Annotated in this window: 15 protein-coding genes; 12 read left to right on the plus strand and 3 right to left on the minus strand. The window is 71.3% G+C overall.

What is annotated here, in order from left to right; translation table 11 throughout:
• Positions 1-19: 19 nt before the first annotated feature.
• A complete protein-coding gene (locus ACFSDF_RS11345; protein WP_167007657.1) occupies positions 20-2,161 on the minus strand; it encodes an MMPL family transporter in 2,142 nt (713 codons plus the stop codon).
• 87 nt (positions 2,162-2,248) lie between these two features.
• Between ACFSDF_RS11345 and ACFSDF_RS11350 the strand changes: the two genes are divergently transcribed.
• The 5 genes from ACFSDF_RS11350 to ACFSDF_RS11370 are packed head-to-tail and all read left to right on the plus strand — an operon-like array spanning position 2,249 to position 4,994.
• Positions 2,249-3,592 (plus strand): bifunctional folylpolyglutamate synthase/dihydrofolate synthase, encoded by a 1,344-nt coding sequence (locus tag ACFSDF_RS11350; RefSeq protein ID WP_377157559.1) that lies wholly within the window; start codon positions 2,249-2,251, stop codon positions 3,590-3,592.
• Positions 3,592-3,930 carry a DUF4233 domain-containing protein gene (locus tag ACFSDF_RS11355; RefSeq protein ID WP_243843092.1) on the plus strand — a complete coding sequence of 113 codons (339 nt, stop codon included), beginning with the start codon at positions 3,592-3,594 and terminating at the stop codon, positions 3,928-3,930. The genes ACFSDF_RS11350 and ACFSDF_RS11355 overlap by 1 nt, the downstream gene beginning before the upstream one ends.
• 36 nt (positions 3,931-3,966) lie before the next feature.
• Positions 3,967-4,377 (plus strand): nucleoside-diphosphate kinase, encoded by a 411-nt coding sequence (ndk, locus tag ACFSDF_RS11360; protein ID WP_167007662.1) that lies wholly within the window; start codon positions 3,967-3,969, stop codon positions 4,375-4,377.
• Between the two features lie 9 nt (positions 4,378-4,386).
• Entirely contained in the window at positions 4,387-4,509 is a 123-nt protein-coding gene (locus tag ACFSDF_RS11365; RefSeq protein WP_255490700.1) for a hypothetical protein, read from the plus strand.
• Positions 4,510-4,517: 8 nt separating this feature from the next.
• Positions 4,518-4,994: a hypothetical protein gene (locus ACFSDF_RS11370; protein ID WP_208322495.1), complete on the plus strand. Its 477-nt coding sequence runs from the start codon at positions 4,518-4,520 to the stop codon at positions 4,992-4,994.
• Between the two features lie 24 nt (positions 4,995-5,018).
• On the opposite strand, the gene ACFSDF_RS11375 is transcribed toward ACFSDF_RS11370, so the two are convergent.
• Entirely contained in the window at positions 5,019-5,708 is a 690-nt protein-coding gene (locus tag ACFSDF_RS11375; RefSeq protein ID WP_208322496.1) for an NIPSNAP family protein, read from the minus strand.
• Between the two features lie 107 nt (positions 5,709-5,815).
• Here ACFSDF_RS11375 and mreB point away from each other — a divergent pair, with 107 nt between their 5' ends.
• The 7 genes from mreB to ACFSDF_RS11410 all read left to right on the plus strand — a co-directional run bounded on the left by mreB (position 5,816) and on the right by ACFSDF_RS11410 (position 14,024).
• Entirely contained in the window at positions 5,816-6,850 is a 1,035-nt protein-coding gene (gene mreB, locus ACFSDF_RS11380) for a rod shape-determining protein (protein ID WP_167007665.1), read from the plus strand.
• A 4-nt stretch (positions 6,851-6,854) separates the two neighbouring features.
• Positions 6,855-7,706 carry a rod shape-determining protein MreC gene (gene mreC / locus ACFSDF_RS11385; protein ID WP_377157563.1) on the plus strand — a complete coding sequence of 284 codons (852 nt, stop codon included), beginning with the start codon at positions 6,855-6,857 and terminating at the stop codon, positions 7,704-7,706.
• Between the two features lies 1 nt (position 7,707).
• Positions 7,708-8,223, plus strand: coding sequence for a rod shape-determining protein MreD (gene mreD / locus ACFSDF_RS11390; RefSeq protein ID WP_167007671.1), 516 nt, complete (start codon positions 7,708-7,710; stop codon positions 8,221-8,223).
• A 1-nt stretch (position 8,224) separates the two neighbouring features.
• A complete protein-coding gene (gene mrdA, locus ACFSDF_RS11395) occupies positions 8,225-10,342 on the plus strand; it encodes a penicillin-binding protein 2 (RefSeq protein WP_377157565.1) in 2,118 nt (705 codons plus the stop codon).
• The gene (gene rodA, locus ACFSDF_RS11400) at positions 10,339-11,547 is read left to right on the plus strand and encodes a rod shape-determining protein RodA (protein ID WP_167007676.1); all 1,209 of its coding nucleotides are present in this window, start codon (positions 10,339-10,341) and stop codon (positions 11,545-11,547) included. Before mrdA ends, rodA begins: the two co-directional genes overlap by 4 nt.
• Positions 11,548-11,610: 63 nt before the next feature.
• Positions 11,611-13,563 carry a TIGR03960 family B12-binding radical SAM protein gene (locus ACFSDF_RS11405; protein ID WP_167251984.1) on the plus strand — a complete coding sequence of 651 codons (1,953 nt, stop codon included), beginning with the start codon at positions 11,611-11,613 and terminating at the stop codon, positions 13,561-13,563.
• The gene (locus ACFSDF_RS11410; RefSeq protein WP_377157568.1) at positions 13,560-14,024 is read left to right on the plus strand and encodes a GNAT family N-acetyltransferase; all 465 of its coding nucleotides are present in this window, start codon (positions 13,560-13,562) and stop codon (positions 14,022-14,024) included. The genes ACFSDF_RS11405 and ACFSDF_RS11410 overlap by 4 nt, the downstream gene beginning before the upstream one ends.
• Here ACFSDF_RS11410 and ACFSDF_RS11415 read toward each other — a convergent pair.
• Complete coding sequence (locus ACFSDF_RS11415) at positions 13,969-15,192, minus strand: MFS transporter (RefSeq protein ID WP_167007685.1); 1,224 nt, start codon at positions 15,190-15,192, stop codon at positions 13,969-13,971. The genes ACFSDF_RS11410 and ACFSDF_RS11415 overlap by 56 nt on opposite strands.
• Between the last annotated feature and the right edge of the window lie 27 nt (positions 15,193-15,219).

Below are 15,219 nucleotides of genomic sequence, written 5' to 3' on the forward strand. Positions count from 1 at the left end.
ACCCGGTTCTCGCCTGTCCTCACGGGGAAGGCGGGCCAGCCTTCGCGCCGGCCGTGACGGCCTCCTCGTACGGGTCGCGCGGGCCGGCGCCGACGGCGACGTCCTCCTTGTGGCCGAGCGCGCTCGGCCACCACATGTGGCGTCCGACATCGAGGTTCAGCGCCGTGACCAGCACCGACCGTACGACCAGGGTGTCGAGCAGCACGCCGAACGCGACGGCGAAGCCGATCTCGGCGAAGAACACCAGCGGGAGCGTGCCGAGCACGGCGAACGTGCCGGCCAGGACCAGGCCCGCCGACGTGATCACGCCACCGGTCGCGGCAAGCCCGATGAGCGCACCGCGGCGTGTGCCGTACTGCAGCGCCTCCTCGCGCACACGGGTCATGAGGAAGATGTTGTAGTCGATCCCGAGCGCGACCAGGAACACGAACACGAACAGCGGGAACGAGGTGTCCGTCCCTGCGAAGTCGAACACGTACCTGAAGACCAGTGCGCTCACGCCGAGCGCCGCCCCGAACGACAGCACGACCGTGCCGAGCAGGATCAGCGGTGCCACGACCGCCCGCAGCAGGAGCATGAGGATCAGCAGCACCACCACGAGGACGGCCGGGATGATCACCCGGTTGTCTCGTGCCGAGGCGGTCTGGATGTCGAGCGTCACGGCCGTCATCCCGCCGACGAGCGCGTCGGGGTCGGCGGAGTCGAGCTCGCTGCGCAGCGACTCGATGGCGTCGTACGCCGCGTCGCTGTCGGGCTCCGCCTCGAGCGTCCCCTCCATGTACGCCCAGTCGCCCTCGACACGCGGCTCGGTGACGCTGCCCGCCGCGATCCCGTCATCGGCCTGGAAGGTCGTACGGACCGCATCGGCGGCGTCGGGGCTCGCGACGACGACCACCGGAGCGCCCGCCCCGCCGGGGAAGTGCTCCGACAAGACCTTCTCGCCCTTGACCGAGTCGGGCGTGCCGAGGAACGCCTCCTCGGTGCTGAGCCCGGTCGCGTTGAGCTGGAGGATGCCGATGCTGGCGATGGCGAGGATCACGGAGGTCGTCACCCACACGCGGCGCGGAGCGCGGGCGATGCGGCGACCGACGCCGGCCCACAGCCCGTGCGCGGCCGGGTCTTCGTCGCCGAAGTGGGGGATGCGAGGCCAGAAGATCCAGCGCCCGAGGACGACCAGGAGCGCGGGCAGCATCGTCAGCATCACCGCGAGCCCGCACACGATGCCGATCGCCGCGACGGGGCCGAGACCGCGGGTCGAGGTCATCTGGGCGAGCAGCAGGCAGAGCATGCCGATCGCGACGGTCGCGCCGCTGGCGATGATCGCCGGGCCCGCCCGGTGCAGGGCGACCACCATCGCCTCGCGTCGGTTCTCGTGCCGTCGCAGCTCCTCGCGATAGCGGGCGACCAGCAGCAGCGCGTAGTCCGTGCCGGCGCCGAAGACGAGCACCGTGAGGATGCTCGCGCTCTGGCCGTCGACCGTGAGGTTGGCGTGCTTGGCGAGCAGGACGACGACCGCCTGCGCGACCGTGAGCGCGACGCCGGCCGAGATCACCGGGAGCAGCCAGAGCACGGGGCTCCGGTAGGTGAAGAGCAGCAGCACCGTCACCACGCCCGCTGCGGCGAACAGCAGGGTGCTGTCGATCCCCTCGAACACCGCCGCCGAGTCCGCGGCCTGCCCTGCCGGACCCGTCACGAACGTCTCCAGGCCGTCGGGCCCGTCGCCGGCGGTGTCCTCCAGCTCGTCGACGATGTCGGGCGCCTTGTTCCAGCCGTCCTCGCCGAGGTTGAGCGGCACGATGATCTCCAGCGCCTCGCCGTCCTCGGACGGGATCGGGCCGACGACCTCGCCGTCGATGTCGTCGCGCTGCCCGAACGTCGCCGCGTCCTCCTGGGCCGCAGTCATGTCCTCTGGCTGCAGGCCTCCGTCGCGTTCGTACACGATCACGGCGGGAATCATGTTGGGCGACGAGAAGGTCTCGGCGGCCTCGAGCGCCTTGGTGGACTCGGCGCTGCTAGGGAGCCAGTTCTCGGCCTCGTTCTCCTGGACGTCCATCAGCTGCCCGGCCGTCGAGCCCAGCACCCCGACGATGATCACCCAGAAGACGATGGTCAGTGCGGGCGTGAAGCGGTGGTTGATCCAGCTGGCGATCGATCGGTGCATGTCAGTCCCCCTGCGAGCGTCCTTCGACCGTACGACCGGCCGGGCGTCGCGAAGTCATCGCTTGCATCCCTGGAATACTGGACAGCGATGACGAATCCCACGTACGTCGAGGTCGAGCGGGCCCTGCTGGCGCGCTGGCCCGAGACCAAGCTCGAGCCCTCGCTGGAGCGCATCCGTGCGCTGTGCCGGCTGATGGGCGACCCCCAGAACGCCTACCCGGTGATCCAGCTGACCGGGACCAACGGCAAGACCTCGACCGCGCGGATGATCGACGCTCTCCTGCGTGAGCTCGCCGTACGGACCGGACGGTTCACGAGTCCCCACCTGGTGTCGATGACCGAGCGGGTGAGCATCGACGGCAAGCCGCTGAGCGAGGAGCTGTTCGTCGAGGCCTATGCCGACGTCGCCGCCTACGCCCAGGTCGTCGACGACAGTCAGCCGATCCCGCTGTCGTACTTCGAGATGATGGTCGGCCTCGCGTACGCCGCCTTCGCCGACGCCCCGGTCGACGTGGCCGTCGTCGAGGTCGGCATGGGCGGCGCCTGGGACGCGACCAACGTGGTGGATGCCGCGGTCGCGGTCCTCACCCCGATCGACGTCGACCACACGCGCTATCTCGGGGAGACGCCGGGCGACATCGCGATCGAGAAGGCCGGCATCATCAAGGCCGGCGCGCAGGTCGTCACTGCCGTACAGCCCGACGACGCCGCCGCCGCGATCGCCGCCAGGGTGTCCGAAGTGGGCGCGACGCTGCACCGCGAGGGCATCGACTTCGGTGTCGTTGGTCGGACGCCTGCGATGGGAGGGCAGTTGCTCGCGCTCCAGGGGCTCGGCGCGACGTACGCCGAGGTGTTCCTCCCGCTGTTCGGGGCGCACCAGGCGCACAACGCCGCGTACGCGCTGGCCGCTTTCGAGGCGTTCACCGGCGGGCGCGAGCTCGATGCCGAGATCGTGCGTGCGGCGTTCGCGACGGTGACGTCGCCCGGGCGCCTCGAGGTCGTACGCCGCAGCCCGACCGTCGTGCTCGACGCGGCGCACAACCCCGCAGGGGCGCGTGCGACGGCGGAGGCCTTGCAGGAAGCGTTCGCGTTCACGCCGCTGATCGGCGTCGTGGGCGTGATGGCGGACAAGGACGTCGACGAGATCCTGCTGGCGTTCGAGCCGGTGATGGCCGAGATCGTCTGCACCCAGAACGCCACCGACCGTGCGATGCCCGCCGCCGAGCTGGCCGACATCGCAGAAGGGATCTTCGGGTCCGACCGGGTGCACGTGGCGCGCCGACTGCCCGACGCCCTCGAGAAGGGCGTCGCGCTGTCGGAGAGCGAGCGGTACGGAGAAGGCGTCGGCAGCGGCGGTGTGCTCGTCACCGGTTCCGTCGTGACGGCAGGTGAGGCGCGGGTGCTGCTCGCGCGTGAGGAGTCGGTGGACTGATGCGTGGCATGTGTGCCGGGGTGCTGTTCCTGGAGGCGATCGTCCTCGGGCTGGCGACGCCGGTGATGATCCAGGTCGAGGACGTGTCGCCGGGGCTCGCGCTGTTCTGCGGGCTCGGCCTGGCCGTCGTCGCCGTCGTCACGTCGGGTCTGCTGCGGCACTCGTGGGCGTACACGATCGGGTGGCTCGTGCAGGTCGGCGCGGTGGCGCTCGGGTTCCTGCTGCCGATCGCATTCTTCGTGGGCGGTATGTTCGCGGCGCTGTGGGCCGCGGCGTGGTTCCTCGGACGCAAGATCGAGGCCGACCGCGCGGCGAACCCGGAGTTCTACGCCCGCTGAACAGAGGGCCGCAGGCCCCTCGCTAGGCTTCGACGCATGTCCGAACGCACTCTGATCCTGCTCAAGCCCGACGCCGTCCGCCGTGGACTGGTCGGCGAGATCCTCGGTCGCTACGAGGCGAAGGGACTCTCGATCGTCGCCACGTGGTTCGGCACGATCGACGCCGCCCAGGCGGACGCACACTACGCCGAGCACGTCGAGCGCGACTTCTACCCGCCGCTGCGGACGTTCGTGACCTCCGGCCCGATGATGGCGCTCGTGCTCGAGGGCGACCAGGCGATCGAGGTCGTGCGGCTGCTCAACGGCGCCACCGACGGCCGCGTCGCCGCCCCTGGCACGATCCGCGGCGACCTTTCGCTGTCGAACCGTGAGAACCTCGTCCACGGCTCGGACTCGCCCGAGTCGGCCGCCCGCGAGACGGCGCTCTGGTTCCCCGAGCTGGGCTAACTGCTCGTCGTGAGGTACGTCGAGCCCGATCCGTCGCTTCCCGAGGTGCCGTTGGCCGGCGGGTACGTGACCGAAGGGCTCGTCCGGATCGGTGACACGGCGCGCCGTCCCCCAGCCGGCACGCTGCCCTGACGGCCGAGGTGCTGCGGTTCGTCGAGGCCGCCGGGTTCGATGGGGCTCCGCGCTGTCTCGGGACCGACCACGCCGGCCGGCAGGTCCTCTCGTACGTCCCGGGAGAGGTCGCGTCTCGTACGTCCCGCGAGGCGCACGCGCTCATCGACTTCGACATGGCGCGGCCCGCGACCCGTACGGAGGAGGTGCACAACCTCCTGCTGTGGTGGGCACCGCTGATGGCCCCCCGAGACCGCCCGGAGGCTATGGCCGGGGTCGACCCGTTCGCCCGCGCGCGCCTCATGGTCGACGCCTACGGCCTCGGTTCCGATGCCCGTTCGGAGGTGGTCGCCGTCGCAGAGAACACGGCGGCGCGGGCGTGGTTCCTCATGCGGGAGACAGAGCCGCGCGGCTGGGCGGCGGATGGGCCCGGATGTGGGCTGAGGGTGTGGGGGACACGATCCGTCGCCGCCGGGAGTGGCTCGCCGAGCATCGCGCCACGCTGACCGGCGCCGTCACGGCCTGACGGCTCAGCGCAGCACGGAGCGGTCGGTCGGTGTGAGCCTGAGCTCCTCACCGATGCTCGACTGCACGACCTGCAGCACACTCTCGGAGGCAGCCGCGGCCGTCACGCGGCGTACGTGGGCGGCGTGCTCGGCCTCCGTGGCGAAGCGCGCGACGCGGACGTACGCGCGGGCGTCCGCGCGGACCGGCAGGGCGGGGAACGTGTTGGCGACGTCGGCCGACACGTACGCCGCGACGCGGGCCGACCCGAGCGCGGTCAGGCGGTCCTCGCCGGCCGCCTCCATCAGCGCGACGAATCCGTCCAGGTCGTCCGGCTGATAGACGGTCGTGACCACCAGGTCAGGAGGGGACGGCTCCTGAGCCGAGGACAGCGTGAGGGCGCCGCCGGAGACCGGGCGAAGCAGCAGGACATCGTCGGACGAGATCATCGTCGCGTTGGCGGCGTCGCGGTTGCGAGCCCAGACCGGACCCCCGTAGAACGCCTGGAGCGACTTCCCGCGGCTCACCGCGTCGTCGAACCCGCGCATCCACACGAACTGGTCGGGGTCGTCGAGGTCGCGGAACTGGCCGAGGACCGACATCCCGGCATCCTCTTGCGGTGCGAGGAACTCGGAGTCGAACAAGGAGATCAGCGTCTCCCGCTGTCCGGGGTGCAGGGCGTAGCGGCGAAGCTCGAGGAGCGCGGTGCGCGGCATGCCGCCACCCTTGCAGGCAGGTCCGACACGGACGCGGCTCCAAGACTGAGCGGGCGCTCTGGCGTGTCTGACCGGGGACCGACGCCCACCAGACCTAGCCTGAGCCCATGTCCTTCCCCTTGCGCAGCCTGCTCGGGCGCGACATGGCGGTCGACCTGGGCACAGCCAACACCCTCGTCTACGTACGAGGCAAGGGTGTGTTGCTCGACGAGCCGTCGGTCGTGGCCCTGGCCGCGCAGACCCACGAGATCCTTGCCGTGGGTACGGAGGCCAAGCGCATGCACGGGAGGACTCCCGACGCGATCTCGGTGATCCGGCCGATGAAGGACGGCGTGATCGCCGACTTCGAGGCCTGCGAGCACATGCTCCGGCTGTTCATCCAGCAGGTGCACCGGCGTCGCTACTTCACCAAGCCGCGCCTCGTCGTCTGCGTCCCCAGCGCGATCACGTCCGTCGAGCAGCGTGCGGTCCGCGAGGCGGGCTACCAGGCCGGGGCACGCCAGGTCTTCATCGTCGAGGAGCCGATGGCCGCCGCGCTCGGCGCCGGGCTTCCGGTCCACGAACCGACCGGCAACATGATCGTGGACGTCGGAGGCGGGACGACCGAGGTCGCGGTGATCGCACTCGGTGGCATCGTCGCCAGCCGTTCGATCCGTACGGCCGGCGACGACATGGACGAGGCGATCGTCGCGTGGTTCAAGAAGGAATACGCGCTCCTGCTCGGCGACCGTACGGCCGAGGACCTCAAGGCCGAAGCCGGGTCGGCGTTCCCGATGCCGGATGAGCGCACCGTCCACGTCCGCGGACGCGACATGGTCGGCGGCCTCCCTCGTACGGTCGAGGTCACCGCCGCGGAAGTCCGCCGCGCCCTCGAGGAACCGGTTGCGGCCATCGTCGACGCCGTCCGCAGCACCCTCGACCTGACCCCGCCGGAGCTCGCCGGCGACATCATGGACCGCGGCATCGTGCTGACCGGCGGCGGAGCGCTGCTGCGGGGGCTCGACGACCGCATCCGTCATGAGACCCAGATCCCCGTCCACGTCGTCGAGGACCCGCTCCACTCGGTCGCCCTCGGTGCGGGCAAGTGCGTCGAGGAGTTCGACGCACTCCGACAGGTGCTGACCTCCGAGCCCCGGAGGTGATCGCGTGGCCCGGACCCGTACCCGTCCCGACCCCGAGCCGCGCCGCCCCCGCACGGTCCTGTTCGTGCTCCTGCTCGCCGCCGTGGCGCTCATCAGTGTCGACCTCTCCGGCGCGGGCTCGCCCGCTCGTACCGTCGCGTCCACGCTCCTCGGGCCGCTGGAGTCCGGGGCGCACCGGCTGCTGAGCCCGTTCGGCATCGACAGCTTCGCGACCCGTGACGCGCTGCGCGACGAGAACGCCGCTCTCGAGGAGGAGAACGCCCGTCTGCGCGGCCTCGTCGCGTCCAGCGGAGTCGACCGGACGCGGCTCGCCGAGTACGACCGCCTCGCGCGGTACGCGGACGCGGCCGGGCTCGAGACCGTCACGGCACACGTCGTCGGCCTTGGCTCGGCCCAGTCGTTCCGCCGTACGGTCACGCTCGACGCGGGCACGGCGCGGGGAGTGCGCAAGGACATGACCGTGCTCGGCCCGGACGGCCTCGTCGGCCGCGTCGTCAGCGCGACGCGGACCAACGCCGTGGTGCTCCTGCTCGTCGACGCCGACTCCGTCGTCGGTGCACGGGTGGGAGGGGACCACGAGCTCGGGATGGTCCGCGGCGACGGGAGCGTGTCGGGGTCGGGCCGCCTGACCCTGGACGTGCTCGACCGCCAGGTGGTGCCCAAGGAGGGCGACACGATCGTCGCGTGGGGCTCGCGCGACGGCGTCCCGTACATCGCGGGCGTCCCGATCGGACGGGTCGAGAAGGTCGTGGAGTCGCCGCGCGACGAGACGGCCGAGGTCACGGTCGCTCCGTTCGTCGACTTCTCCGCGCTCGACGCCGTGTCGGTCGTGGTCGGCGCCCGGATGGGGTCGTGACGTGAGCGTCCGGCGCGCGGGCACCGTGCTCGTGCTGCTCCTCGCCGCCGTCGTCCTGCAGGTGAGCCTGCTTGCACCCCTCGTCCCGACCGGTGTCGCGCCCGACCTCGTGCTCGTGGTCGTCGTCGCCGTCGGTCTGTGCACGGGGGCGGCCGATGGTGCCGTGACGGGTTTCGTCGGGGGGCTCCTGCTCGATGCCGCGCCACCGGCCGACCACGTCCTCGGGCAGTGGGCGCTGGCGTTGACGGTCGTCGGCTACCTCGCCGGGACCGTCGACCGCGGCAGCCGGCCGTCGTGGGTGAGCGATGCCGCGACTGTCGCCGCCGGCGCGTTCGTCGGCACGTCGCTGTTCGCGCTGTCCGGGCTGCTGCTCGACCAGCCTGGTGTCACGGTCTCCGGGGTGCTCCCCGTGGTCGCGCTGGCGACCGCGTACGACGTCGTCCTCGGCCTCGCAGCGGTGCCCGGGGTCCGCGCCCTGCTCGTCCGGCTGGAGCCGGCGCCCCGGGTGGGGTGGTGACGTGAGGCGCGGTCATGCCCGGCTCGTCGTCGTGCAGGTGCTCGTCGTGGCGCTGTTCGCGACGCTCGTCGCACGGCTCTGGTACGTCCAGGTGGTCGACGGCGAGGAGTACCAGGCGCGCGCGGCGAGCAACGCCACCCGCCAGGTCGTGGTCCAGCCCCAGCGCGGGCTCGTCGTCGATGCAATGGGGCGGCCGCTGGTCACCAACCGCTCCACGTGGGTCGTCACCGTCGACCGCTCGCGCCTGACCCGCCTCGACGCCGACGAGCAGGCCGATGTGCTCGGGCGCCTCGCGAGCCTCGTCGACCTGAAGTACGACGCGCTGCTCGACCGCATCAAGCTGTGCGGCGAGGAGGGTGCTCCCGAGCCGCCCGCCTGCTGGAACGGCTCCCCGTACGAGCCCGTGCCGGTCGCCCAGGACGTGCCGCGCGACGTCGCCCTGACGCTCTCGGAGCGGGCGGAGGAGTTCCCCGCGGTGGCGGCGCAGCAGCGCTACGTCCGTGCCTACCCGTCGCCGGAGGGCGTCAACGCCGCCCAGCTCCTCGGGTACGTCAGCCCGATCACCGCCGACGAGTACGCCGCGGCGCGCGAGTCCGACGACGACACGCGCAGCGCCGCCTCGATGGTCGGCCGTGCCGGGATCGAGCGGGGGTACGACGCGGACCTGCGCGGCGTGCCGGGCACTACCGGCAAGGCGGTCGACTCCCGTGGGCGCGTGATCGCCGAGGGCGCGGCTATCGACCCCGAGGCCGGCAAGACGCTCGTGACGAGCATCGACGCGCGGGTGCAGGCGTTGGCCGAGTCCCAGCTCGAGAAGGCGATCAAGAAGGCCCGCACGACTCACGACGACGTGACCGGTCGCGACTACGAGGCCACGGCGGGTGCCGTCGTCGTGCTCGACCCGAACGACGGACGCGTGATCGCCGCGGCCAGCAACCCCACGTACGACCCCGAGGTGTGGGTCGACGGGATCTCCGACCGCAAGCTCAAGGAGCTGTACGACGACGGCTCCGGCACCCCGCTCCTCTCGCGGGCGACCCAGGCGCAGCTCGCCCCGGGCTCGACCTGGAAGCCCTTTGTCGCCGCGGGCGCGCTGGAGGACCGTTGGGACACCGGCTCGCGCCTGGACTGCTCGTCAGGGCTGCAGGTCGGCACCCGGTGGTTCAAGAACTACGAGTCGGCCTCGTACGGCTCGATCGGGTTCGACCAGGCGCTCTCGGTCTCGTGCGACACCTTCTTCTACCGGATCGCGTACGCCGCCTGGATGGACCAGGGCGGGGCCGACGCCGACGAGGGCGTGCACGACCCGCTGGTCGAGATGGCGCGGGCCTTCGGGTTCGGTGCGCGCACCGGCTTCGACGTGCCGGGCGAAGCAGCCGGGCGGCTCGGCGACCGCCCGTGGCGGCAGGACTATTGGGACGCCAACAAGGACCGCTACTGCAAGATCGCCGAGAAGCCGGAGAAGGTCGACAGCGCCTACCTTCGGCTGTTCGCCCGCGAGTTCTGCGCCGACGGGTACGTCTACCGGGCCGGGGATGCGGTCAACTTCTCGATCGGGCAGGGCGAGACGCTCGTGACTCCGCTCCAGCTCGCCGTCGCGTACGGGGCGCTGTCCAACGGGGGGACGCTCTACGAGCCGCGCGCGGCCAAAGCCGTCCTCGACGCCGACGGCCGCGTGGTGCGCGAGATCGCGCCGAAGAAGGCCGGGCGCGTCCCCGTCTCGAAGTCCCACCTGCGCTACATCGACCGCGCGCTCCTCGACACCGCCAAGAGCGGCACGATGGCGTGGAAGATGGGCGGCTTCCCGCTCGGCGAGGTGAAGATCCGGTCCAAGACCGGCACCGCCGAGGTCACCGGACGCCAGACGACCGGCTGGGTCGCCTCGTACGACGAGAACTACGTCGTCGTGATGATGATGGAGCAGGCCGGCACCGGCTCCGGATCGTCGGGCGACGCGGTGCGCGCGATCTGGGAGGGCCTGTACGGGGTGAAGGACGGCAAGGTCCGCCGAGATGAGGCGCTGATGCCGAAGGCCCGTCCGCCGAAGGGTCTGCCGCGCGTCGCTGTTGACGGCCGGGTGCTCGCGCCCCGTACCGCCACGAAGGGCGACGGCCGATGAGCACGCGAGGCACCGTACGTCCGGCACGTCCACCGGGTGCGCCGGCGCGGCGGTGGTGGGGAGACGTCGATCTGCCGCTGGTCGGCTCGGCGCTCGCGCTCGGCCTGATCGGGATGCTGCTGGTGTGGTCGGCGACCGCGTCGCGCGACGATCTCACCGGCGGCGACCCGACGGCGTACCTCGTCAAGCAGGGCACCAACGTCCTCATCGCCCTGGGGCTCGGTGCCGTGATGGCGGCGACTGACCGGCGCTGGATCCGACTGTGGGCGCCGGTCGTGTACGGAGCAGCGGTCCTCGGGTTGGTGCTGGTGTTCGTCCCGGGGGTAGGTGCGGTCGTCAACGGGTCGCGCTCGTGGCTCCAGGTCGGGGGGCTGTCGTTGCAGCCGGCCGAGCTCGCGAAGCTCGGCGTGGTGCTCGTGATGGCGCTGCTGTTCGCCGAGCGGACAGAAGGGGCGATGCGCCGCGTCGTCCGCTCGTCCGATGTCCTGCTCGCGCTCGTCTGCGCCGCGGTGCCCGCCGTGCTGATCCTTGCGCAGCCCGACCTCGGGACGTTGATGGTGATGGTCGCGATCGTGCTGGGCGTGCTGGCGGTCGCGGGGGTTCGGCTCGGGTGGCTGGTCGGGCTGGTCGCCGTCGGCATCGGCGCGATCGTGCTGGCGGTCGCGACCGGGCTGATCGAGGACTACCAGGTCCTGCGTTTCGAGGCGTTCACCAACCCCGACCTCGATCCGCGCGGCGCCGGATACAACACCGTCCAGGCGCGGATCGCGATTGGCAACGGCGGCATCTGGGGTCAGGGGCTCTTCGACGGCACCCAGACGCAGGCGGGCTTCGTGCCCGAGCAGCACACCGACTTCGTGTTCACGGTGGCGGGGGAGGAGCTCGGGCTGCTGGGCGCCGGACTCGTCGTCGTGCTCCTGGGCGTGCTCGTCTGGCGGTGCCTGCGGATCGCTCAGCGCGCCGACGACCTGTTCGACCGGCTCGCCGCCGCCGGGATCGCGTGCTGGTTCGGGTTCCAGGCGTTCCAGAACATCGGGATGTCGCTCGGGATCATGCCGGTGACGGGGGTGCCGCTGCCATTCGTCTCGTACGGGGGGACGGCGATGTTCGCCTCCGCGATGGCGGTCGGGCTGCTGGTCGCGATCGGTCGCCGCAGCGCGACGCCAGCCGTGGTCGTACGCTCCCGCTCCGCCCGCTCCCGCTGACGGTTTGCCACGGGGGTGGCGACGGATTCGGTCCCTGGGGGCACGCTCGTTACCCTGGGGAGCATGCCCGTGCAGCACCTCGACACCAGCGTCGCGTCGGTCTTCGACCGGCTCGAGCCGCTCCTCCCGACGATCAGCAAGCCGATCCAGTACGTCGGCGGTGAGCTGAACTCCGTCATCAAGGAGTGGAGCTCTGTTGACGTGCGCTGGGCCCTGATGTACCCCGACGCCTACGAGGTCGGCCTGCCCAACCAGGGTGTCCAGATCCTGTACGAGGTCCTCAACGAGCGTGACTGGCTCCTGGCCGAGCGCACGTACGCGGTCTTCCCTGACATGGAAGCCCTCATGCGCGAGCACGCGATCCCGCAGTTCACGGTCGACACCCACCGCCCGGTGCGCGCGTTCGACCTGTTCGGCATCTCGTTCTCGACCGAGCTCGGCTACACCAACATGCTCACCGCCCTCGATCTTGCGGGCATCCCGCTGCGCGCCGTCGACCGCACCGACGACGACCCGATCGTCCTCGCCGGCGGGCACGCGGCGTTCAACCCGGAGCCGATCGCGGACTTCGTCGATGCCGCCGTGCTCGGCGACGGCGAGGAGATCGTCCTCAAGATCAGCGACGTCGTCCGCGAGTGGAAGGCCGAGGGAAAGCCCGGCGGCCGCGACGAGGTCCTCATGCGCCTCGCCCGCTCCGGCAGTGTCTACGTGCCGAAGTTCTACGACGTCACCTACCTCCCCGACGGCCGCATCCAGCGCGTCGCGCCCAACCGGCCGGGCGTCCCGTGGCGGGTCACCAAGCACACGCTGATGGACCTCGACCAGTGGCCGTACCCCAAGAACCCGCTGGTCCCGCTCGCCGAGACCGTCCACGAGCGCTACTCCGTCGAGATCTTCCGCGGCTGCACCCGCGGCTGCCGGTTCTGCCAGGCCGGCATGATCACGCGTCCGGTGCGCGAGCGCAGCCTGCAGACGATCGGTGAGATGGTCGACAACGGGCTGAAGAAGTCAGGCTTCGAGGAGGTCGGCCTGCTCTCGCTGTCCAGCGCCGACCACACCGAGATCGGCGAGGTCGCCAAGCAGCTCGGCGACCGGTACGAGGGCTCCAACACGTCGCTGTCGCTGCCGAGCACCCGTGTCGACGCCTTCAACATCACGCTCGCCAACGAGTTCAGCCGCAACGGGCGCCGCTCGGGCCTGACGTTCGCGCCCGAGGGCGGCTCGGAGCGTCTCCGCAAGGTGATCAACAAGATGGTCACCGAGGAGGACCTGATCCGTACGGTCGCCGCCGCCTACTCCCACGGTTGGCGTCAGGTGAAGCTCTACTTCATGTGCGGGCTCCCGACGGAGACCGACGAGGACGTCATGCAGATCGGCGAGCTCGCCAAGAAGGTCATCGAGACCGGGCGTGAGGTGTCGGGCCGCAAGGACATCCGGTGCACGGTGTCGATCGGCGGGTTCGTGCCCAAGCCGCACACGCCGTTCCAGTGGGCGGCGCAGCTCGACCACGAGACCACCGACGACCGCCTGCGCAAGCTGCGCTCCTCGGTGCAGTCCGACAAGCGCTTCGGGCGTGCGATCGGTTTCCGCTACCACGACGGCAAGCCCGGCACGATCGAAGGCCTGCTCTCGCGCGGCGACCGGCGCGTGGGGCGCGTCATCGAGGCGGTCTGGCGCGACGGCGGCCGTTTCGACGGCTGGAGCGAGCACTTCTCGTACGACCGCTGGGAGCGCTGCACCGCCGAGGCGCTGGCCGGCGAGCCGGTCGACCTCGACTGGTACACGACGCGCGAGCGCGAGTACGCCGAGGTGCTCCCGTGGGACCACCTCGACTCCGGGCTCGACCGCGACTGGCTCTGGGAGGACTGGCAGGACGCGATCGACCCCGACGGTGCGCTGGAGGTCGAGGACTGCCGCTGGACGCCGTGCTTCGACTGCGGCGTCTGCCCGCAGATGGATTCCGAGATCCAGATCGGCCCCACGGGTCGGCAGCTGCTGCCGCTCAGCGTCGTGTGACGCGGGTCCGTCAGGCGACGGCCGCCGACGCCTCAGCGCTCGCGGACCTGCGTGTCCGGTGGACGCAGGAGCAGCGCGGCCCGGTCGACGACCCGACGTTCGTCGAGCGGTTCGACGCCTGGTTCGCGCGTGAGTCGGCACAGCGGGTCGCGTGGCTCGCGCAGATCGACGACGCGCCGGTCGGGATGCTCAACGTGATGCTGTTCGAGCGGATGCCGCGACCGGGTGTGCCGGTGAGCCGGTGGGGCTACGTCGCCAACGTGTACGTCGTGCCGGAGCACCGCGACTCGGGCATCGGGGGAGACCTGATGGCTGCGGTGACCGACTACGCGGACGAGACGGGCCTGGTGCGCCTGGTCCTCAGTCCGACCGCACGGTCGGTGTCGCTCTACGAGCGGGTCGGCTTCACCGGGGGCCACGACCTGCTGCTCCGCCCTCGGGGAGCTGGTCCTCGAGCATGATCGGGCGGACGAGGTATGTGCCGAGCACGCCGATGAGAGTCGCGAGCACGACGAGCATCGCGATCGGCGCGCCCCAGCCGCCGGTCGCGTCGTGCAGGACGCCGGTGCCGAACGGGCCGAGCGCCGCGATCAGGTAACCGAGCCCCTGCACGAACCCGGACAGCGCCACCGTGCCCTCGTGGGTGCGTGAGCGCTTGGCGATCATCGTCAGCACCCACGGGAACGCCGCCCCGCCGAAGCCGAGCAGGAGCGCCCACAGCCACGGCGCCTGCGTCGGCCACCACAGCAGCCCGAGCCATCCGGCCACGGTGACCACGGCGAAGCCCCACGGCAGCCAGGCTCGGTCGCCGGTACGGGCGATCAGCAGCGGCAGGAGGAGCGCGGCGGGGATCCCGACGCCGGTCACGATCGCGAGCATGCTGCCGGCGTAGCCGTCGCTGAGGCCGGCGTCCTCGAGGATCGCGGGGAACCATCCGAACTGTGCGTACGCCTGCGCGGCCTGGGCGCCGAAGCACACGGCCATCACCCAGGCGAGGGGCGCCCGGGCCAGTCGGCTGACCCCGATGGGTGTCGCGGCGCCGGTCGTACGGACGTCGTGCCCGAGCAGCCGCAGCCACGGCAGCAGCGTGACGACCGCGAGCAGCGACCACGTGAACAGGCCCCATCGCCAGTCTCCGGCGGCCTCGGAGATCGGCACCGTGAGGGCAGCGGAGAGCGTCGCGCCTCCGACGATCGCGGCGCCGCCGATCGACGACACGAGCGCGATCCGATCGGGGAAGTGGACCTTCACCAGCGGCGGAAGGATGACGTTGCCGATCGCACACCCGGCGAGGGAAACCGCCGAGGCGACCAGGAACACCGTGGCGTCGTCGACGAAGGCGCGCACCCCGAGCCCCAGGGCGACGACGGCCATCGACGCGGCGGCCGTGGTGTGCAGGCCGATCGCCCGCACGATCGTGTTGGCGAGCGACCCGACCACCGCGAAGCACAGCACCGGCAGCGTCGTGAGCAGCCCGGCCGCGGTCGCGGACATCCCGAGGTCCTCGCGGACGGGCGACAGGACGACCCCGACGCTTCCGACGGAGGCGCGCAGGTTCAGCGCGAGCAGGATGAGGCAGACGAGGACGAACGCGCGCTTGCCGGCGGACTCGAGGATGGGGGACGTCACCCGGCCAATGTTTCACGCACGTGACGG

Origin of the sequence: Mumia zhuanghuii, assembly GCF_042681565.1 — a bacterium.
Taxonomy (GTDB): domain Bacteria; phylum Actinomycetota; class Actinomycetes; order Propionibacteriales; family Nocardioidaceae; genus Mumia.

Excerpts from the sequence above, each read along its gene's own strand:
- ACFSDF_RS11345 (WP_167007657.1), bottom strand. The coding sequence starts at position 2,161 with ATGCACCGATCGATCGCCAGCTGGATCAACCACCGCTTCACGCCCGCA.
- ACFSDF_RS11350 (WP_377157559.1), top strand. The coding sequence starts at position 2,249 with ATGACGAATCCCACGTACGTCGAGGTCGAGCGGGCCCTGCTGGCGCGC.
- ACFSDF_RS11355 (WP_243843092.1), top strand. The coding sequence starts at position 3,592 with ATGCGTGGCATGTGTGCCGGGGTGCTGTTCCTGGAGGCGATCGTCCTC.
- ndk (WP_167007662.1), top strand. The coding sequence starts at position 3,967 with ATGTCCGAACGCACTCTGATCCTGCTCAAGCCCGACGCCGTCCGCCGT.
- ACFSDF_RS11375 (WP_208322496.1), bottom strand. The coding sequence starts at position 5,708 with ATGCCGCGCACCGCGCTCCTCGAGCTTCGCCGCTACGCCCTGCACCCC.
- mreB (WP_167007665.1), top strand. The coding sequence starts at position 5,816 with ATGTCCTTCCCCTTGCGCAGCCTGCTCGGGCGCGACATGGCGGTCGAC.
- rodA (WP_167007676.1), top strand. The coding sequence starts at position 10,339 with ATGAGCACGCGAGGCACCGTACGTCCGGCACGTCCACCGGGTGCGCCG.
- ACFSDF_RS11405 (WP_167251984.1), top strand. The coding sequence starts at position 11,611 with ATGCCCGTGCAGCACCTCGACACCAGCGTCGCGTCGGTCTTCGACCGG.